Below are 20,196 nucleotides of genomic sequence, written 5' to 3' on the forward strand. Positions count from 1 at the left end.
ATCCAAAACTGCTACACTGTCTTGTAAATTCTGTGGAAAGAGATGGACTGCACCCTATGATTGGACAAAAATCAGATCAAAAAGTGAGCAAATTTAAGGCACTAAAACCAGGCTTTAAGCTGCATTATTATAACCCCCCCAAAAAAAAGAGGGCTTCCTCCCCCATTATTACTGTCTGTCTGCAAAGCTTGTGTACTTCCCATGCCCTACGATGATATATGCAAAAAACGAATGTTGCTTTTAAGGGATGGGTTGAATATGCGTTTCAGTAAAATATGTTACTGACCGCTACATATATTTGACAACTCAATGACCATCGGCTTTAAGCCGATGGGTTCATAAGTCTGCCGATTTGAAGTCGGCTTTAAAACAAGAAACAAAGAATATTAGCTCATGGTCTTCGCCCATTTCGTTGAAAGTTGCTTCGCCTGAAGGCGAGGGGTTTCAACCATCCCCGAAAGGGACACTAAATAAAGACGATATTAAAATTAAATATAATGTTATTAGCTACAATGAAGGAAGGTCATTATTTTATTGTACTGATGTCAGACGACAGTGAATACTGTACCAAAAACGGACGTTTTTGGTACAGGAGAGCATTGTTTATAGTTGTCTATCAATTGCGCGATCTTAATCTCGGCCTGTGTCAAGAGCTTATAGTCAAGTTTCTTAGGGGCTATATTACACCATAGGCCCAAAACACGCGACCGGCACATGAAAACTATTAATGATGTTCCCATTATCAACAAGGATAAAAATGTTTTTATCAGTACTGTACGTATTGGTTTCATTGCCCACCCATACCGTATCATTCAATGGTGATATTGCTATATAGGTAATACATCTCAGGTTCTTGAAAGTTAATTGCTTGATTAGACTACCGTAGGGATCAAGCACATCTATCTTGTTGTTGCTTCCGATCCATACATTCTCTGTTTTGGGAGATACAGCCATTGTGGATACATAGATATCAAGATTTTTATGAAATTTGACAGCATCATTCGGCGACAACGCAAGTACGGTTGTTGTAGCAGGGTTCCCCATCCATATATCATTTGTGATCGGATTTACGACTATCCATTTTTCGTTTGTACCACAACCTATAATATATGGACTAAAAGATTCTAAAATGTTTACAGGATAAGGTTCGTATACAAGTCCTGTAAATGAGTATCCTGACAAATATCCGGGTGACCATGCGCATACAGTACCGTTGATAGGCGAGATTGCGATCTTCACTACGTTAAAAATCCATCCGCTATACGATGTAGGATTTCCGGGCACCGTAAAGGACGTTAAAGTTTGGCCGCTTACATTTAAAGCCTCCAGCATGGTATTACTAGTGCTGCTTAATCCGCCGGCCCAACCTATATCCGCAGATGGTGAAACCTTTACAGAGGTTGACTCATAAAAATCTGTAGTTGTTTGTGTTACAAAATTATTCTGTGAGTTAGATATCGTTAAAATAGAAAGGTACCCGTAAAAATCGGAAGTGACTTCCCATATATCGTTATTGTTCTTAGAAATGTCTATCATGTCTGAAAACGTCCCCTCTGGATTTAAAGCCCCCCCATTAAACTCATTAATAAATATTATATTGCCCTGCGGATCGATCGCTAATAATTGGTTGAAGCCTAATAAATAAGCAGTACCGCCAGTGGAAAAAACGATTGAATGTGGTCCACAGTAACTAGGCCCTTCATCCAGATGGCCATAATGAAACATACAAATACCCATAGAAAACTGTGCTTAGTGCCGCTTTGCATATTTCGCTACCTCCAAGAAGATAGTAACTGCCAGCAATAGGACCCACGAGGCCTGCAGGATGTTGTAATTACCAGTTTCCGCCGCCAATCCACTGCGGGCCCTTGTAAGGCCGATACTGGGAACCTTGTGCAATGCCAAGAAGCTCTGTCACGGTGTTGCTACCAGCGTTAATCACCCAGCCGTTTCCGTGTGCATCTATGACCATGCCAACCGGGGCAAGCCCTACATCATATGTTCTGACGATGCCCTTGTCTGCGGTTAACGCGTTAACCTTGTCGTTGGTACTGTCGACCACCCATACGGTTCCCGAGAAGTCCACTGCCATATCGCACGGACATGTTCCCATGGTATAGGTTGCGATTGGCGTACCGCCAGGCGCCATCTCCATGACATCATGGTCCCCCTGTATCCAAAGGTTTCCCGACGGGTCTATAGCAACATGGTCAGGTTCCGCGTTCGTGCCGTACGTGCCTGAAGTGATCCCGCCTGAGCCTATCCCTGTAACCGTGTTGTCTCCATAGTCCACGACCCATGCATTGCCTTTGCTGTCGATTGCTATCTCAGTTGGAGTTACACCGACACCAAATGTGCCCAGGGATGTACCCGTAGGACTCAGGACACTCACGGTGTTATCTCCGGTGTTTGATACCCAGATATCGCCCCTTGCATCTATCACAAGATCAACAGGATTGACGCCCATAGTATACGTACCGAGAAGGCCACCGTTCGAATTCAATTCGGTCACCGTGTCAGTTCCATTAGCTATCCACTCGTTACCAGCCGCATCTATGGCAATACCAAGAGGGTCAAAGCCAGCATTGTAGTCCCCTATGGTACTTCCCGAAAAGCTTAGCTCTTTGATAGAACTATTTTGAACGCTTGTTACCCACACATCGCCTTGTGCATCGATTGCAAGGTTAGAAGATGATGGATCAACAGGATAAGTGCCGATAACGCCCTGTGAATCGTTTAATTTTGTAACAGTATTATCCTTGTAATTAAGGATCCACACATTGCCCGAAGAATCCGCTGCAATTTTAAAGGGGAAATTACCTACAGAAAAGGTCCTGACGTTTTGTGCATTACTGGACGTGTGGCTGGCCGGACAGCCTGTCAATATGAACAAGGCTATGATAAACAGGGGTAACAGCTTGAGCATGTAACTTTTCATGAGTGCCTCCTATAAAAACTTTATGGGTATATCACCCGCGATGGTGTAACGTCGCCGTTAATTGTGCTTGCATTATCAAACACGAGAATACTCCCGGGTTCTTTGATACCTTGATGGGTTATATAGAGTTGATCGGATGTTGAATCAACCCAAAAAGGTCCCCCTAATCCCCCTAATACTTGAGTTGCAGTAATCTTACGAGTAGGAACTACGTTCCCATTTGCTATAGTCGCATCTGTAATTACAAAAACACCAGCGCTGACATAACCAGATGTCACATAAAGCTGATTAGATAGAGAATCTAACCAAATCCAGCATGGTAAACCGTAAAAATCTGTTGAGCTAATACTGCGTGCAGGAGCTACGTTTCCATTCGCCGTACTTGCTTGGGTAAATACAAGAATACTGGTGTTGGAGTAACCAGACGCTACATAAAGCTGATCAGAATTAGAGTCTAACCATAAGCTTGTAGGATAATTTAATTCAGTTGCCGCCCCAGAAATGACACGAGCTGGAGTTACATCACCACTCATTGTGCTTGCGCTGGTAAATACGAGAATACTATTATTAGATTCTCCAACATATAGTTGATCAGAGTTAGAATCCAGCCATAAATCTTTAGGGCCATTTATTGATGTTCCAGAGATGACACGAGCTGGGATTATATTACCGTTTATTGTGCTTGCATTAGTGAATACATAGATCTCATTAGTATATTGAGAAGCAATAAACAATTGATTCGATGCCTTATCCAGCCACAAATTCCAAAGCCCCCAGTAAGATGTCGATGGAGGTTTTATTTGTAAAGATATTATACGAGCTGGAGTTACATGACCATTTGCTGTGCTTGCATCATTAAACACAAGGATGTTATTTCCCTTGAGCACATAAAGTTCGTTTGCCCCCGCATCATACCATAGACTTATTATAAAAGGAGAAGGCTTGTATTCATACGTAGACGGACATCCATAAAATAAGCCCACAACAATAAATAGCAAAAGCAGGTATATTTTATTGTTTTTCATATATCTTTCTCCGTAGTATAAATATCCCTATAAGAAAGATATAGACCAAGAAATCGTAAGGACCTGTAGAGGAGTCAGATATATTACATGTCCAGCCCCCTGAGCCAGAACCTGTTTGTAATGGTGGAATAGCACGGCACTGATTACACGTTCCACTCGGATGTATCCATACATCTATTGGTGCCCAATACATACCGGGTATTGTGTGGGAAGAATAATATTGCCTGCTGTAACAACAGGATGCGTGCCACTGGCAGTGAACAATGAACCAACAATTTCTACATCTCCGCTTACGTTAAACAGACCATTGTTTTTAAGATTTCCATTTGTATGAAGATTTGCTCCTGCGCCGTAGGTAATGAAAGAATTGGTTGATTGAATACTTCCTCCTACCAGAACGCTGTAACTCGAAGCTTGTGCTATACCAGAAAAGAATAATAGACTAACAAACAACCCAAGAACAGCACACTTTACTGTATGTGAGTGTGTGTGCCGCACACCTGCAAAGCTTTTCATCAGGCCCTCCCAAATTTAATTATTATTTATATATTTAACTCATTGCCGGGTTTTAAAAACTTAAAAAATCTGTTTCCGGAGGTGAATGGAGTAGCTTTCACATTCGTAATTAACAATTACAAACAATCACAGCTCTTAATAATTGTCAAGAATCATTGGATTTTTCCGAGTACGGAGGATAATCGGCATCAAAAGCGGGACAATCTGCGGGCAGGGCAGCGCCTTGGATGGGATGTTTAAGAGGTGGTAATGAGGTCTTGGTGGAGCCCTCACTGATACCGTATAGTATATGGAAGCCATTTGATGACATAATCTTTCTTATGGGAGCCCCCAGGAAGCTTTCCGTTTCGTGAGCTGCCTCCTTATTCCCCGCTGCTTTATCATCTTTTGTTTGAAAGCATACGTTTGGCACCGATTACTCTATTTTCGGCCTTTTGATAAGCAAGATCATGGACTCCCAGAGAAATAATAAAAACCGTATGTAGCTTCGCTTCGATAATATAGCACAACCTATAGGCAACATTACGACTCTTAAGATCATAAGCGTATACGTCTTTTAAATACCCTTTTTTGGGGCGGCCGGCGGTATACGGATTATTTTTGATAGCGTGGAACGCTTTATCAAGAATATCGGTACGGAGATCGGGATTGTCTCGTAGCAGTTGCTTGAAATCCTTTTCTGCAGGTCGGTATATAAGGAGATCGAAAGGCGTCATTTTTTACGTGCGTACTTTTCCCGAAATTCTTCCTCGGAAAGAAACGAGCTTTTCTTCAGGCTGATTGCAGCCAGACGCTCATGGATAACTTCATCCTCCGGTCTGCCCTGAACAAGGAATTGCAATCCTCTTTCAAGAGAGCGCCGCAGCACCTCGGATTCACTTATATCGAGAAGACGCGCAAGCTTCCTCGCCTCTCCCATCTGAGAAACGTTCAAACGTACGGACACAGCCACTTTATTGGACATAGACATCTCCTTTGTATTACAAATGTATGACAATATTGGGCTTTCGTCAAGTAGATGAAGGCCGAAAATAAGAACTACCGGGATTCATACATCACTCATACTCATTTTGGGTATTATATTTGCTAAGGAAGTTGGGTTAATGCCCTGCAGGATGCCTATTCTTTAGTATAGGGGGTGGGTTTTTTTGTACAGCTTTCAGATCACTTTTAAGGTGTACAGGCGATTGTGTTCAGATCGGAGTAATTAACCGCGCTGAGAGCCGAGGGGGTAAGAGTGATGTCAATGTCATCACTTGAAAAGGTCTCAGCTATATCCCATCCATTATCCAGATTCTGATACGGCAATTTTTTATCCGCATATCGGTGCTTCAGAAATCTCTTCTCATAGTAGCATATGCAATAAAAGTACTATTGAATTGATTGTATAATTTGAGTCTGTCCAATACCACCATTATCAATATGGTTAAATATAAAATTTAAGATAAGCTTGACTTGTATACAAATGCATGGTTATGAATGAATAATCATTCATTAAGGAGGCAATATGAAAGATAATGGTAGAGAGGCTGTGATTGTAGCAGCTGCAAGGTTGCCTATAGGCAGAGCTAAAAAAGGGGTTTTTGTTAAAACAAGGCCCGATGACTTATTTGCTACTGCAATTAAAGCTGTTTTAAAAAAATTACCAGCATTCGATTATAAGGGAATTGAAGATGTACTATGCGGCTCGGCATTTCCAGAGGCTGAAGAAGGGATGAATGTAGCAAGGGTAGCTTCAATCCTTGCCGGACTGCCGATAGAAGTGCCAGGGGCAACAATAAATAGATTTTGCGGTTCAGCCATGACTGCACTTCATAAAGCAGCGTATGAAATTATGGGCGGTGCCGGTGATATATTTATTGTCGGAGGAACAGAAAGTATGACAATGATACCAATGACGAGCAACAAACCAACACCAAATATAAGATTTGTTCAAGAAGGCACTACACTGCCGAATGTTTACATATCAATGGGTGAAACGGCAGAGAAAGTTATAGATAGATATGGAAATAAATATAATATTACAAGAGAAAGTATGGATAAGTTTTCTTATAATTCTCACGTAAAAGCGATAAATGCCCAGGAAACAGGAAGATTTAAAGATGAGATGGTTTCTGTAACAGTTAATCAGGAAACTGGTGATGTCGATATATATGACGGTAAAAATGTTCCCAAAGGATGTTTTTTAGTAAATAAAGACGATTGTCCCAGGGCAGACACAACCGTTGAAACACTCGCAAAATTAAAACCTGTTTTTAGGATAAATGGCAGGGTTACTGCCGGTAATTCTTCGCCAACAAATGACGGGGCTGCTGTAATGGTGTTGATGTCCTCATCAAAAGCAAAAGAGCTTGGTATAAAACCGCTTGCAAAAATCAGGGCAACAGCGGTTAGGGCATTGGAGCCGGAGGTTATGGGTCTTGGACCTATATACGCTACAAGACGAATACTTGAAAGGGCAAAGATGAATGTAAAAGACATTCAGCTAGCAGAAATAAACGAGGCTTTTGCTTCTCAATCGATAGCGTCGATAGAAGAACTCGGTTTTGATCCAAATATAGTAAATGTAAATGGCGGGGCTATAGCATTAGGGCATCCACTTGGGATCTCGGGTGTAAGGATACTTACAACACTGTTGTATGAGATGATCAAGAGAGACCTTAACATAGGTCTTGGCACAATGTGTATCGGTGGTGGTCAGGGTATAGCTACTATCTTAGAAAGATAAAAAACAGGAGGCATATAATGACCTATCAAATAAAAAAAGTTACAATAATAGGTGCAGGTGTAATGGGCGCGGGTATTTCCGCACATCTTTCGAATGCTGGTATATATTCATATATGCTTGATATAGTACCAAGAGAGCTCACGGATGACGAAAAAAAAGCAGGATTAACATTAAAAGATCCAAAGGTAAGGAATAGACTTGCCCTTTCCGGTATTGAGCACATAAAAAAATCAAAGCCTGCTTTAATATATTCGCAGAAAGATATCTCATATATAACGCCAGGTAATATCGAGGATAACCCTGATTTTATAAATCAATCAGACTGGGTTATTGAGGTGGTAACAGAAAGACTTGATATAAAGAAAAAGGTTTTTGACCTTATTGAAGCAAAAAGAAAGCCGGGTTCAATAGTATCATCCAACACTTCCGGTATAAAACTAAAAGACATGTCAGAAGGCAGAAGTAAAGAGTTTAAAGAACACTTCATGATAACGCACTTTTTTAACCCTGTTAGGTATATGAAATTGCTTGAATTTGTAGTTGGAGATGAAACAAAAAACGAAGTAGTGGCATTTATGCACGATTTTGCAGAAAATGTACTCGGTAAAGGGGTTGTTTTTGCAAAGGATACGCCCAATTTTATAGCAAACAGGGTTGGGGTTTATTCAATGCTTGATACCATGAAAACAATGGCAGATGAAGGCTATGGCATAGATGAAGTTGATGCAATAGTCGGAAAGCCGATGGGTAGACCTGGAAGCGCTGCGTTTGGGACAGGTGATCTGGTAGGTCTTGATACACTAGTTCACGTTGCTGATAATGTTTATGAAAACACCCCAAATGATGAGAAAAGAGATGTGTTTAAGGTCCCGGAATTTATAAATAAAATGGTAGAGAAGGGCTGGATAGGAGATAAGGCAGGACAGGGATTTTATAAAAAAATAAAAGATGAAAAGGGAAGAAAAAAACTTGTTCTTAATTATAACACAATGGAATATAAGGACTCTCAAAAATTCAAGTATGATTCTCTCGGTATGGCAAAGAATGCAGAAACACCGGAAGAAAAGATCAAGATACTGTCTTATGCAGATGACCGGGCATCTAAATTTGCGTGGAAAGTAACAAAAGATACATTGGTTTATTCTTTAAACAGAATACCAGAAATAGCCGATGATATCGTTAATATTGATAATGCAATGAAATGGGGTTTTAACTGGGCACTTGGTCCTTTTGAAACATGGGATGCAATCGGCGTGAGGGAATCTATTGAAAAGATGGAGAAAGAAGGAGTAAAGGTTCCGGATACCATAAAAAGGGTAATAGAAAGGGGTTACGGAAGGTTCTATGTTGATGTTGGTGGTGAAAAATATTATTTTGATCTAAAAACAAATACATACAAACCAATTACAAGAAGAGATAATATCATATCTCTCGATAGCTATAAAAAGAAGGGTTTGATTCTAAAAGAAAATGGTAGTGCCGGAATTATTGATATCGGGGATGGTGTTATATGTGTGGAATTTAATTCGAAGATGAATGCCATAGATGATGATATCATAGCGATGATGAATAATGGATTAGATATGATTGAATCACGCAGAGATGTTGTGGGTATGGTTATTGCAAATGAAGGTGATACATTTAGCGCAGGTGCTAATATATTTTTAATATTAATGGCAGCACAGAATAAGGACTGGAAGTCATTAGAAGCTTCGATAGATGGATTACACAATGTTAATATGAGGATGAAATATGCGCCAAAACCAGTTGTTGCAGCGCCGTTTAATATGGTACTTGGCGGCGGCTGTGAGGTAAGTATGCATGCTCACAAAATAAGGGCGTATGCAGAACTCTACATGGGACTTGTTGAATTGGGTGTTGGTGTAATACCGGCCGGCGGCGGTACAAAAGAGTTATACTTAAGGGCGCTTGGTGATAATGTTGTAAAACCGGATCCAATAAAAGCTGCTATTCACACATTTGAGACCATAGGTATGGCAAAGGTTTCAATGAGCGCAAAAGAAGCAATGGAACTGTATGGATTTTTAAAACCAAGTGATTATATTACTCTTAACAAAGATAATTTGATATATGATGCAAAACAAATGGTACTTGCAATGGTAAGAGAAGGATTTAAACAGTCAAAGCCAAAGATCGATGTTCCCGTTTCAGGGAGGGAAGGTATTGCTACTCTAAAGTTGGGTGCAAGAAATCTTAAGGATGGCGGTTATATATCGGAGTATGATGAATTTATTGCCAACAAACTTATAAATGTCATAAGCGGTGGAGATGTTCCGCCGGGAACAATTGTTACAGAAGATCGTTTAATAGATCTGGAAAAGGAAGCATTTTTAAGCTTGTGTGGTCAGCAAAAGACACAGGATAGATTACAGTACATGTTAATGAATAATAAACCCCTCCGCAACTAAAAAAACGGTGCAGATCTCGGTCCCCTCCGCGGGTCTGCACCACCCCTCTTCTGTTGGTTAACATTGAAAGATGGACTCTTTAAATCTTGAATTTTGATATTATGAATACCAAGAAGTTTTCCTTATACCAGTTTCTTTATAAGCTAATTAATACCGTAAAACATTAGTCCATTTTTGAATTTTAAATGACAATTGAAATAATTTTAATTGACATTGAATTAGGAAACCCTTATAAGAAAAAATTAAATAAAAAAAATGGTATGTATCATTAATCCAGAGGAAAAAGGTAATGATTAATAAGATATTAGATGAAATATGGAGATTTTTCAGTTCGGTTAAATTAGCTGTATTTATAATACTTGTGATAGTGGCAACGTCCATTATCGGCACTGTTATTCAACAGGGACTGCCAACGCAAGCCTATATTCAGCAGTTTGGTGAAACAGGTTATAGAATACTGAATTTTTTTGATATCTTTGATATGTATCATTCATTATGGTTTGAGCTATTACTGATACTTTTAATTGTAAATGTAATTGTATGCAGCCTGGAAAGGCTCCCTTCTATTTTTAAAATGTTTTCCGATCCAAAGTTACAAATCCCTTTAAATGGGTTTGACTCATTTAAAGACAAACAAACTATTAAGTATGAAGGTCAGCCTGAACAGATTGTTGATTCTCTTAAGAATAAGCTTAAAATGATATATAAAGAGCCAATCCATACTACCACGAAAGATGGTGATTTTTTATATCTTGAAAAGGGGCGATTTGTAAGGTTTGGCCCTTATGTAACACATCTTAGCCTGATTCTTGTATTCATAGGAGTACTTGTCGGCGCATTTTATGGTTTTGACGGGTATGTTAATCTGAGTCCAGGGGATTCGACGAAAGTAGTCCAATCCTTAAGAGGCAGCAAGATGATCAACCTGCCGTTTACAATCACATGCAATAAGTTTAATGTTGAATTTTATAATTCGGGTGTCCCAAAAGCCTATAAGAGCGATCTCAGCCTTTTTATAAATTCAAATGTGGTTGCGCACAAGGTCATAGATGTAAATCAGCCGTTGACATACAAGGGTATTACGATTTATCAAGCCTCTTATGGCCAGACAGGCGCGAGTAATTTTGATCTTATAGTAGATGATAAACAAAATGATGAAAAAGATAATGTGCTTCTTAACCTCAATCAATCCTATCACGTAGGAAATAACTCATACATAAGGGTACTTGATTATTCGGCTAATTACCAGGGGTTTGGACCAACTATACTTGTTGGAGTTTATAAAGGTAATAAGCTAAAGAACACAACAATCTATCTGGCAAAATATCCTGATTTTCACGGGGCAGAAGCGATTGACGGGTATAAGATACAATTTGTAAAGGCTAATACAAGTTTCTATACGGGTTTACAGGTAGCAAAAGATCCGGGTTCATATTATGTGGCAACCGGGGCAATCTTACTTGTCATCGGTTTGATCATGTCTTTCTTTGGTTACAGACGAAGGATCTGGATATTCGTATCTTCGGAAAAAACAGGAAACTTGTTAATTGCAGGGGTCTCGGATAGAAACAAGGTATCTTTTGAGTATGAATTCAGCAATCTTGTAAATGAAATTAAGAAAGGAGTAAAATAAAATGATGCACGCACAGCCCCATTTAAATACTTTATTGTTAAGCATTGCAACTTTTGTATATATAGGAGCAATGTTTTTATACCTTTTTGGTTTAGTGTTTAAAAAGAAATACCTTGATATAGCCGGGTTTGTTGTATTTATAAGTGCGTGGCTTATTGAAACGGCAGGACTTATAGCACGATGGATTGAATCATATCACCTTCAGTATGGTCATATACCGATAACGAATCTTTATGAATCTCTTATATTCCTATCGTGGACAATTGCACTTATGTATATCATTGTTGATTTAAAGTATAAGATCAGGAAGCTTGGTTTTCCTATATCTCTTACAGCGTTTGTATTTATGGCTTACGCATCATTATCCCCAAATGTGAGTGACAGGATAGAGCCGCTTGTTCCTGCACTAAAAAGTAATTGGCTTTTTGCGCACGTTATAACAAGCTTTTTCAGTTATGCCGCATTTGCGGTTGCATTTGGTGCCTCAATATTTTACTTAATAAACGACTGGTACATTAAGCATACAAACGGCAGGAGCCTGTCTTATCTGCCTTCACCTCATATACTTGATGACATGAGCTATAAACTTATCGGGATTGGTGAGGTGTTACTCGCCATTGGGATTATAACCGGTGCTGCATGGGCTGATTATGCATGGGGCAGATACTGGAGCTGGGATCCTAAAGAAACATGGTCTTTAATCACATTTCTCGTATATCTTGTTTATCTGCATCTTAGATACGGCTGGGGATGGCACGGGAAAGCAGCAGCAATCTTTTCGATAATTGGATTTTTGTTTGTCATATTTACATATCTGGGAGTTAATCTTATTTTATCAGGGCTCCACAGTTATGGAGCAGCATGAGTATAGAGGCTAAATGGCGTAGTTCGTATTTCATACAGTTATTATAACAAAAACTCAAATACATTAGCCATATAGGACACAAACATTGATATTTTATTATAGGGACGATTCGGTGAACCGCCCTGTTTTAGCCGGTCCATTGTGCTGGTGTTGCAGACGAATCACGGTGCTGAATGAACAAAAAAACTCGCCAATTGTATAGTCGTGGTTAACTGATTTTATATGCATCAAGCCCCCATCGTAGTCCTTTTCATTGTTTTTATACTCATATCAGTAAGGAATATTCTTAACATAAAGCTTGAGATATGGCAAATAATGCTTGGCGGTGCAGTTGTTGTTATACTCACAGGCTCTATAAAGCCTTATGAGGCAGTCAGTGCAATTGACATGGATGTAATGTTTTTTTTGTTTGGTATGTTTGTTATTGCACAGGCTCTAGAGAAGAGCGGTTATATCAGCCACATCTCTTATGGATTGTTCAAAAGGACAAAGAATGAAGCTCAACTCTTACTCTACGTGTTATTCATCTCAGGTATTGCATCCGCATTTTTGATGAATGATACTATTGCCATAATAGGTACGCCCGTCGTGCTGCATCTGGCAAGAAAACATAAAATATCTTCAAAACCGCTCTTGTTTGCCCTTGCATTTGGAGTGACAACAGGCAGTATGCTTAGCCCTATCGGCAATCCTCAAAATCTGCTTATTGCCGTAAAGGGCGATTTTAAAGAGCCGTTCACCGTATTCTTTGAATACCTCTTCATACCAACACTTGTAAGCCTTTTTACGGCATACCTCATAATAAGATATTTTTATAATGAAGATTTTCACGAAAGGGTATTAAATCATTCTCAAGAGCCCATTAAAGATCACAATTTAAAGATACTCAGCAAGGTTTCATTATGCATAGTTGCCGTGCTTATCATATCAAAGATCTTTATATCTTACACAATAAGAGGTATGGATTTCAGACTTACGTATATTGCAATTTTGGGAGCTTTACCAGTTTTAATGTTCAGCAAAAAACGATTAAAGATACTCAGAGATGTTGACTGGCATACGCTTATTTTTTTTGCAGCCATGTTCGTTTTAATGAAGAGTGTATGGAACACGGGATTTTTTCAAAAAATGATTTCAACCGAAGACTTGAATATAACCTCAATCGGCTCAATCCTCATCATAGGGATTGTTGTGAGCCAGTTGATATCTAATGTTCCGCTCGTTGCCCTGTATTTGCCTATACTTATGCATACAGACCCATCGTTTAAGAATTATATAGCGCTTGCGGCGGGAAGCACACTCGCCGGTAATCTTATGATCCTTGGCGCTGCAAGCAACGTGATTATTATCCAGAATGCAGAAAAGAATCATGATAATGCAATCAGCTTTATTGAATTTATCAAGCTCGGAATACCTTTAACGTTTGCCAATATAGTGATCATTTATGTCTGGCTTAAATTATTGTGTCCTTTTTGATAAAATGAAATTTTAAAGAGTTATCCTGCAGGCATATAGCAGTATTGAAATAACAAGCAGATTTTTCTATTGCATTTTTGGGTTTATAGAGTATGACTTTTAACTCAATTTCTATTATGCTTTGTTTTCCGAAGGAGGGAAAATGACACAATTCAGACTTGATGGTAAGGTGGCGCTTATTACGGGTGCAAGCCGCGGCATTGGAGAACACATTGCGAGAGCGTTTGTAAAAGCCGGCGCAAGGGCAGTGCTCTCAAGCAGAAAACAGGCTGATCTGGATAAAGTATCACAATCCATAAACAGAGCCGGCGGCGAGTCGTATGCAATTGCAGCACACGCCGGGAAGATGGACGATATAAAAGCACTCGTTAGAAAGGCAATAGAACATTATGGGACAATCGATATCCTTGTTAATAATGCGGGTACAAATCCGGTATTTGGTCCTATTATTAATGTAGATGAAAAGGCATGGGACAAAATATTTGAGGTCAATCTGAGAGGATTTTTCTTTCTGAGTGCAGAAGTAATGCCGGTCATGATGAACAGAGGCGGAGGCGTGATCATAAATATGGCATCGGTTGCAGGCATCAAGCCCGATATTGGACTCGGAGCATACAGTATAAGCAAGGCTGGCGTCATTATGCTAACCAGAGTACTCGCAAAGGAATGGGCACCTATCAATATCAGGGTGAACGCCATAGCTCCCGGTATAATCAAAACCAAATTTGCAGAGGCACTTTATAATGACCCGATCATTGCAGAAGAGGCACTGAGAGGACTTGCAATCAAAAGATTGGGCGAACCGGATGATATCGCCGGTACTGCAATATATCTTGCATCGGATTCATCGGCTTATGTTACAGGCCAGACCATTGTGGTTGATGGCGGTGGAATCATGCGATAGCTGTTACCCATGACGGGCAGAACGTCCGTAACACATTTATTGAATGTATGCGGCAGTGAATAATAATAAGGACAATAGAAATAATAAGGCTATGAAAGCGGCAGAGTTAAGCAGTATAAATAAAGAATAAAATGATTATACTTGGAATAGAAAGCTCATGCGATGAAACGGGTGTTGCGGTTCTTCGAGACGGAAAGATCGTTGTTGACATCATCTCAAGTCAGATAACAGTACACGGCAGGTTTGGGGGTGTTGTTCCCGAGTACGCCTCAAGAATGCAGCTTGAGGCCATTGGTCATCTAACAGAACAGGCATGCAGGGAAGCACATATAAGATTGCAGGATGTGGATGGTATTGCTGTTACAATAGGACCCGGCTTGATTGGCTCGGTACTTGTAGGACTCAATTTTGCAAAAGGGATTGCATACGCGATCGATAAACCTTTAATAGGCATTGATCATGTTCAAGCTCATCTATTCTCTCCAATGATAGAATTCCCGGACATACATTTCCCATACGTAGGGCTTGTTGTTTCAGGTGGGCATACAGAGCTTTATACCGTAAAAGATTTCCGTGAGGTAGAGCTGAAAGGGAAAACGGTTGATGATGCAGCAGGTGAGGCATATGACAAGGTTTCAAAAAGCCTTGGGCTTGGTTATCCCGGCGGTCCTGTTATAGATAATATCTCAATGCAATCAAAGATACAAAAAAAAATAAAATTCCCGATGGCTCTTATGATAAAAGATAATTATAACTTTTCATTCAGTGGTATAAAAACAGCAGTTATAAGGCATATAAAAAAGATTGAGCAACCTTTAAAGCAAGAAGATACGACACTGATAGCATCAAGTTTTCAGGAGGCAGTGCAGAATGTTCTTGTTAAGAAAACTATAGCTCTTGCGGAGCAAACAGGCATAAATAGTATTGCTGTTTCCGGCGGCGTGGCTGCCAATTCAAGATTAAGGCAGCTATTTGACGAGTACAAAAAATCCTTTAATGTGTACATACCCCGTACAGACTTATGCACGGATAATGGCTCAATGATTGCATTTCTCGGGTATCAATTGTACAAGCTTGGTAAGGTAAGTAATATAAATATAGATGGCTATGCAAATAACACGCGCATTCCTGAAGGAACTTGAGCTTCAGCCCCACAGATCACTCGGGCAATACCTGCTCGTTGACGAGCAGGTGGTCAAAGATATCGTAAATGCATTAAATATATTACGGGATGATGAAATCGTCGAAGTAGGTTCCGGAATCGGTGTGTTAACATCTGCTATAATAAATGAATTTAAAAAGTTTAAAGGAGGCAGACAAAATCTTACAGCAGTTGAAATCGATAAAAGGTATAGTGAATATATGAAAAAATATTTTCATGATGAGAACGTATTAAAGGTCGTTAATAAGGATATGCTTAAATTCAGGTTTAACGAATATTTTAAGAAGCCTGTAAAAGTAGCCGGGAATATACCATATTACATATCAAGCCCTTTATTAAGAATGCTATTTGATAACCATAAACTGGTATCCGTGATAGTCATAATGCTTCAGAAAGAGGTTGGATTAAGGGTTTTCGCAGATCCTGAAAATAAAAAATATAATGAATATTATGGTTTGCTCTCAATTATGCGTAAATTGCATTACGATGCGGAGATAATAAGAACGGTCGATAGAAATTCATTTCTCCCTGTTCCCGATGTTGATTCTATCGTAATAAGGCTTAAAGTGCATAAGCCGTTACTTGAATGTGATGAAGAAAAAATATTGCTCCGCATACTTAAGCCTGCATTCAATGCAAGGAGAAAGATGCTCAAAAATGCTTTAAAATCTACAGGTACGCAGGAAGAAATTAAAAAATGGAGTGATGCTGCTAATATAGATCTTAATGACAGAATAGAAAATATTGATCTCGGAAGGTTAAAGTTATTTTTAAAAGCCTATGTAGGAGACAAGGGTAAAGGATCTTTATAAATATTATGACCGGGCTCTTATCACGTTTTTGATTTTTTCAGATATTTTTTATATTTGTAATACCGGGTATTCTACCAGCAAGAATATTATTCAACAGACTGATAGAAGTATTAAAAACCTAAACTCTATTTACTTGACCAGTTCTCTTTAAAGATATATAATTTTTCTCTAAAACGGGGGATTTATTTTAAAAAAGGGATATAGGTTATGATGAGATCACACCAGCTTTTAGTTGTTGTGTGGCAAAAAGATATTAGGGAACAATTAGGAAAACTATTAAGCAACAATAGCTATATTTACGATATCGCCGATTCTCCAACTAAAGCTTTAGATGCTATACATAAATATACATACAAGCTTGTTATCGTGGATAGCTTACTAACCGGTTTGAACGGTTATCAGCTCGTTAAACGTATGAAGAATACCCCTCATGGCGGAGACGCTAAATTTATAGTTTTAATGAACGATATTCCTGAAACAAAGTATGATGATGTTAAGAAGCGATGGGGTGTATTCGGGCTTATTAAGAAGTCAGTAAGTGAAAATGATTTTATATCGCTTATTAAAATAGCAGAAACTTATGAACTGCCAAGCGAGAAGCTTGAAAAGCAGCAAGTTACATCGGTGGAAGAAGTTTTATCGGAACTTGCACACATATTATGGACAGGAAAAACTTCTTTTTACAAAGAAGGCGGAATTATCAAAGAGATTTACTGGGATGCAGGTAATCCTGTCTTTGCCATAAGTAATAATGATGACGATAGATTTGATAAATGGCTGGTCAATCAGGGCATTGCCTCTGCAAGCACAATAGATGCGGCAACGGATATTATGAATAAAACCGGTAAGAAAATAGATGAAGCCTTAATAATGCTTGGTGCGATAAATGATGATACACGCGAACAAATTGTATCGGATTATATGAAGGGATTGATAGTTGATATGTTTTCATGGGAAAAGGCGGAGTATACAAAAGAAGAAAAACATAGCGGAATAAAAGAACTCACATCAATAAAAGAACAATTCCCAATTATACTCTTTGAAGGAATAAACGCTAAAAACGATATCGGCGGTATAAAAGAAGGTATAGAGAAAGCAGGAGGAATTGCAATTTTTACTGTTGACAATATATTTAATGTTGAAAATTTTAAATTTCCATCATCGTTTAACAGGATTATGAACCTTATAAATGGAAAAAGGACGGTATATGAACTGATTGCCAAAAGTGGAATAATTCCTGAAGATGGATATAAGTTTATTCGTACTCTTTTCTTACTTAAGATAATAGATTTAAAACCCAGTACTGCTGATACTACAAGCGGTTTGGTCAATTTGCACAGGATACAGGCTAACGGAGATAGGAAGACAAAGTTCATTGGTAATCTTCACGATATCTCCATATCAGAACTTATCCAGATGCTGGAATTGAATAGAAAATCGGGTGCAATGCAGATAAACGACGGGCATGAAATCGGTTGGTTACTTTTCGATAAGGGTAAGATCATCGATGCTTATTATGGTGACATTACCCACGAATCCGCAGCATACAGGATATTATGTCTGACGGACGGGGAATTTGATATAAAATTCAAGGATGTCGTAGGGGAACCAAGAATCAATACCGATACGCAAACCATTTTAATGGAGGGATTAAGGTTGCTTGATGAGATCAGGAGGTTGGAACCAATGGTGGGGGATTTAAAAAAGCGGTTTAAAATTAATCAAGAATATAACTTTAATACAGAGGAAGAAAAAGAAGAAATATCAAGGATATTTAACGGCAAAAATGATATACTTACTTCGGCTTTTTTGCTGAACCCAAATCCGCAGCAGGGTTTTGACATTATCAGCACATTGCAGAAGAGTGGTGTAATAAAAGAACTTTGATGGCATAAAAAAGTGAAGCAAAAGGAGTGCAAAAGACTCCGTGTTTCATTCATGTGCTGTTTTTTTTATATTTTTCGATTCATTAATTCAGGTTAAACAGAATAAATATGCAAAAATCTTGACAATCCGATTTGCATTCTGTAACAAAAGTAGGGGCGTCCCGCTGGGTCGCCCCTACTTTATAAATATAATTGCTGGAGATAAATATAAAATGCATATAACGTTAAAAGATGTTATTCTAAGCGGCATACAGGGCATCATTTTTTTGATCGTATGGATTTCTTTGTATTTATTATTCTTCAAACCGTTTTCAATAGTTTATAAAAAACGCAGTTCTAAGACTGTAGAAGCTATAGAAGAAGCGAAAGAGCTGAATAAAAAATCAGAAGAGCTTGAATTTATGTTTAGGGAAAAGCTGGATGAGGCTTTAAAAGAAGCTGCAAAAATAAAGAATGAACAGCTGACATTTGCAAATAATCAAATGGATGAAATAATAAAACAAACACATCAAACGGTTCAGGGAAAACTTGAAAAAGTGATCTCTTCTATAGATATAGAGAAAAATGATATAATAAAAAAAATCGGTGCAGATTTAAAAACATTGATCCCGGCGATATCAAACAGGATACTTTTGAAATGAGCATACTCTGGTTTATAGCTTCATCGGTTTTGCTTATACCCTCGATCGCATACGGGGCAGAGGGTAACTTTTTTACCATGAATCTGTTATGGTCTGCCATAAATTTTATTATAATGGTCGCGGGATTTGTTTATCTTTATAAGAGGTTTCATGGTACGGAAATGTTTAAGAAACGAAAAAATGGTATAGAAAAACTTATTAATGATGCACAGGATCTTAAACAGAGGGCTACAGAAAGGTATAACGATGCGGCAGAACAGTTGAATCGTTTTGATCAAACCCGAAAAGAGATTATGGATGATATGCGTAAAAACGCGGAGAAAGAAAAACAAACAATATCAGCGGAGGGCAATGCAATGATAGAGCGTTTAAAAAAGGAATCGGAACAATTGGTGGAAGGCGAAGTCGAGAAGGCAAAGGAGATGATTGCAGAAGAAGTAAGAAAGCAGATTTATGATTTGACAAAAGAACACATTGAGAGATCAATTGATAAAAATTCACAAGAAAAAATCACGGATACCTTTATAAGGAATTTAAAATGAATTTAGGTAAAAGATATGCAAAGGCCCTCTTTCAAATAGGCATGGGAAACGGCAATTTAGATCTATACGTGCAGCAGTTGCGTGCGCTGGAGGATATTTTCAAACATAATGATGATTTGAGAAGATTTTTCCTGGATGAGTTTGTGGATAAAACAAAAAAAACAGCGGTCTTAACTAACGTCTGTAAACGGATTGATTTTACACCCGAGATCATAAGACTTATAAATCTCATTATTAATAATGATCGGGCAAATATCTATGATGACATGGTATCGATATTTGAGTATATGTATAATGATTTTAAAGGACTCATAAAGGTAGACATTTATACGGCTTACGATATTGATAATAATGAAACCGGTAATGTGAAATCAAGAATCAAAGAGTTGTTTAATAAAGATCCGATACTAAACATCAAACATGATAAAACCATAATTAGCGGAATGAAATTACAAATTGGCTGGACAGTTTACGATGGTACTATCAAATCAAATTTAAAAGATTTTACGGACTCCATAAAGATATGAATGGAAGTAAGTAATGAGAAGTAAAACAAATGCAATAATTAAATTGTCATCCTGCGAAAGCAGCAATCCAGTTCTTTTGTTCCGCTTTTCATGTTTGATGTTTAGTATCGGA

General features: G+C 38.5%; 18 protein-coding genes. 12 read left to right on the top strand and 6 right to left on the bottom strand.

What is annotated here, in order from left to right:
- Positions 1-681 precede the first annotated feature (681 nt).
- From M1381_03035 to M1381_03060, 6 genes are all read right to left on the bottom strand, one after another.
- Complete coding sequence (locus M1381_03035; protein ID MCL4478063.1) at positions 682-1,725, bottom strand: hypothetical protein; 1,044 nt, start codon at positions 1,723-1,725, stop codon at positions 682-684.
- A gap of 109 nt (positions 1,726-1,834) precedes the next feature.
- Positions 1,835-2,938 (bottom strand): NHL repeat-containing protein, encoded by a 1,104-nt coding sequence (locus tag M1381_03040; GenBank protein MCL4478064.1) that lies wholly within the window; start codon positions 2,936-2,938, stop codon positions 1,835-1,837.
- 20 nt (positions 2,939-2,958) lie between these two features.
- A complete protein-coding gene (locus tag M1381_03045; protein ID MCL4478065.1) occupies positions 2,959-3,963 on the bottom strand; it encodes a hypothetical protein in 1,005 nt (334 codons plus the stop codon).
- A 174-nt stretch (positions 3,964-4,137) separates the two neighbouring features.
- On the bottom strand, positions 4,138-4,479 hold the full coding sequence (locus M1381_03050; protein ID MCL4478066.1) for a hypothetical protein: 342 nt from the start codon (positions 4,477-4,479) through the stop codon (positions 4,138-4,140).
- Positions 4,480-4,859: 380 nt separating this feature from the next.
- Positions 4,860-5,195, bottom strand: coding sequence for a type II toxin-antitoxin system RelE/ParE family toxin (locus M1381_03055; GenBank protein MCL4478067.1), 336 nt, complete (start codon positions 5,193-5,195; stop codon positions 4,860-4,862).
- Positions 5,192-5,443: a hypothetical protein gene (locus M1381_03060; GenBank protein ID MCL4478068.1), complete on the bottom strand. Its 252-nt coding sequence runs from the start codon at positions 5,441-5,443 to the stop codon at positions 5,192-5,194. The genes M1381_03055 and M1381_03060 overlap by 4 nt, the downstream gene beginning before the upstream one ends.
- Positions 5,444-5,986: 543 nt before the next feature.
- On the opposite strand from M1381_03060, the gene M1381_03065 reads away from it, so the two are divergent.
- From M1381_03065 to atpH, 12 genes are all read left to right on the top strand, one after another.
- Complete coding sequence (locus M1381_03065; protein ID MCL4478069.1) at positions 5,987-7,207, top strand: thiolase family protein; 1,221 nt, start codon at positions 5,987-5,989, stop codon at positions 7,205-7,207.
- Positions 7,208-7,224: 17 nt separating this feature from the next.
- On the top strand, positions 7,225-9,636 hold the full coding sequence (locus M1381_03070; GenBank protein ID MCL4478070.1) for a 3-hydroxyacyl-CoA dehydrogenase/enoyl-CoA hydratase family protein: 2,412 nt from the start codon (positions 7,225-7,227) through the stop codon (positions 9,634-9,636).
- 289 nt (positions 9,637-9,925) lie between these two features.
- A complete protein-coding gene (locus tag M1381_03075) occupies positions 9,926-11,269 on the top strand; it encodes a cytochrome c biogenesis protein ResB (GenBank protein MCL4478071.1) in 1,344 nt (447 codons plus the stop codon).
- A gap of 1 nt (position 11,270) precedes the next feature.
- On the top strand, positions 11,271-12,134 hold the full coding sequence (gene ccsB, locus M1381_03080; protein MCL4478072.1) for a c-type cytochrome biogenesis protein CcsB: 864 nt from the start codon (positions 11,271-11,273) through the stop codon (positions 12,132-12,134).
- A 222-nt stretch (positions 12,135-12,356) separates the two neighbouring features.
- Positions 12,357-13,610 carry an anion transporter gene (locus M1381_03085; GenBank protein ID MCL4478073.1) on the top strand — a complete coding sequence of 418 codons (1,254 nt, stop codon included), beginning with the start codon at positions 12,357-12,359 and terminating at the stop codon, positions 13,608-13,610.
- 142 nt (positions 13,611-13,752) lie between these two features.
- The gene (locus M1381_03090) at positions 13,753-14,514 is read left to right on the top strand and encodes a glucose 1-dehydrogenase (GenBank protein MCL4478074.1); all 762 of its coding nucleotides are present in this window, start codon (positions 13,753-13,755) and stop codon (positions 14,512-14,514) included.
- A gap of 131 nt (positions 14,515-14,645) precedes the next feature.
- Positions 14,646-15,656 carry a tRNA (adenosine(37)-N6)-threonylcarbamoyltransferase complex transferase subunit TsaD gene (tsaD, locus tag M1381_03095; protein ID MCL4478075.1) on the top strand — a complete coding sequence of 337 codons (1,011 nt, stop codon included), beginning with the start codon at positions 14,646-14,648 and terminating at the stop codon, positions 15,654-15,656.
- Entirely contained in the window at positions 15,616-16,488 is an 873-nt protein-coding gene (rsmA, locus tag M1381_03100) for a 16S rRNA (adenine(1518)-N(6)/adenine(1519)-N(6))-dimethyltransferase RsmA (GenBank protein MCL4478076.1), read from the top strand. Before tsaD ends, rsmA begins: the two co-directional genes overlap by 41 nt.
- Before the next feature lie 207 nt (positions 16,489-16,695).
- Positions 16,696-18,375: a DUF4388 domain-containing protein gene (locus tag M1381_03105; protein ID MCL4478077.1), complete on the top strand. Its 1,680-nt coding sequence runs from the start codon at positions 16,696-16,698 to the stop codon at positions 18,373-18,375.
- 211 nt (positions 18,376-18,586) lie between these two features.
- Entirely contained in the window at positions 18,587-19,015 is a 429-nt protein-coding gene (locus M1381_03110; GenBank protein MCL4478078.1) for an ATP synthase F0 subunit B, read from the top strand.
- Complete coding sequence (locus M1381_03115) at positions 19,012-19,557, top strand: ATP synthase F0 subunit B (protein MCL4478079.1); 546 nt, start codon at positions 19,012-19,014, stop codon at positions 19,555-19,557. The genes M1381_03110 and M1381_03115 overlap by 4 nt, the downstream gene beginning before the upstream one ends.
- Positions 19,554-20,084 (top strand): ATP synthase F1 subunit delta, encoded by a 531-nt coding sequence (atpH, locus tag M1381_03120; protein MCL4478080.1) that lies wholly within the window; start codon positions 19,554-19,556, stop codon positions 20,082-20,084. Before M1381_03115 ends, atpH begins: the two co-directional genes overlap by 4 nt.
- Positions 20,085-20,196 lie beyond the last annotated feature (112 nt).

The organism is Deltaproteobacteria bacterium, assembly GCA_023382265.1.
Classification (GTDB): Bacteria; JAMCPX01; JAMCPX01; order JAMCPX01; family JAMCPX01; genus JAMCPX01.

Coding starts and splice junctions, on each gene's coding strand:
- M1381_03035 (MCL4478063.1), bottom strand. CDS start 1,725: ATGTTTCATTATGGCCATCTGGATGAAGGGCCTAGTTACTGTGGACCA.
- M1381_03040 (MCL4478064.1), bottom strand. CDS start 2,938: ATGAAAAGTTACATGCTCAAGCTGTTACCCCTGTTTATCATAGCCTTG.
- M1381_03045 (MCL4478065.1), bottom strand. CDS start 3,963: ATGAAAAACAATAAAATATACCTGCTTTTGCTATTTATTGTTGTGGGC.
- M1381_03050 (MCL4478066.1), bottom strand. CDS start 4,479: ATGAAAAGCTTTGCAGGTGTGCGGCACACACACTCACATACAGTAAAG.
- M1381_03055 (MCL4478067.1), bottom strand. CDS start 5,195: ATGACGCCTTTCGATCTCCTTATATACCGACCTGCAGAAAAGGATTTC.
- M1381_03060 (MCL4478068.1), bottom strand. CDS start 5,443: ATGTCCAATAAAGTGGCTGTGTCCGTACGTTTGAACGTTTCTCAGATG.
- M1381_03065 (MCL4478069.1), top strand. CDS start 5,987: ATGAAAGATAATGGTAGAGAGGCTGTGATTGTAGCAGCTGCAAGGTTG.
- M1381_03070 (MCL4478070.1), top strand. CDS start 7,225: ATGACCTATCAAATAAAAAAAGTTACAATAATAGGTGCAGGTGTAATG.
- M1381_03075 (MCL4478071.1), top strand. CDS start 9,926: ATGATTAATAAGATATTAGATGAAATATGGAGATTTTTCAGTTCGGTT.
- ccsB (MCL4478072.1), top strand. CDS start 11,271: ATGATGCACGCACAGCCCCATTTAAATACTTTATTGTTAAGCATTGCA.
- M1381_03085 (MCL4478073.1), top strand. CDS start 12,357: ATGCATCAAGCCCCCATCGTAGTCCTTTTCATTGTTTTTATACTCATA.
- M1381_03090 (MCL4478074.1), top strand. CDS start 13,753: ATGACACAATTCAGACTTGATGGTAAGGTGGCGCTTATTACGGGTGCA.
- tsaD (MCL4478075.1), top strand. CDS start 14,646: ATGATTATACTTGGAATAGAAAGCTCATGCGATGAAACGGGTGTTGCG.
- rsmA (MCL4478076.1), top strand. CDS start 15,616: ATGGCTATGCAAATAACACGCGCATTCCTGAAGGAACTTGAGCTTCAG.
- M1381_03105 (MCL4478077.1), top strand. CDS start 16,696: ATGATGAGATCACACCAGCTTTTAGTTGTTGTGTGGCAAAAAGATATT.
- M1381_03110 (MCL4478078.1), top strand. CDS start 18,587: ATGCATATAACGTTAAAAGATGTTATTCTAAGCGGCATACAGGGCATC.
- M1381_03115 (MCL4478079.1), top strand. CDS start 19,012: ATGAGCATACTCTGGTTTATAGCTTCATCGGTTTTGCTTATACCCTCG.
- atpH (MCL4478080.1), top strand. CDS start 19,554: ATGAATTTAGGTAAAAGATATGCAAAGGCCCTCTTTCAAATAGGCATG.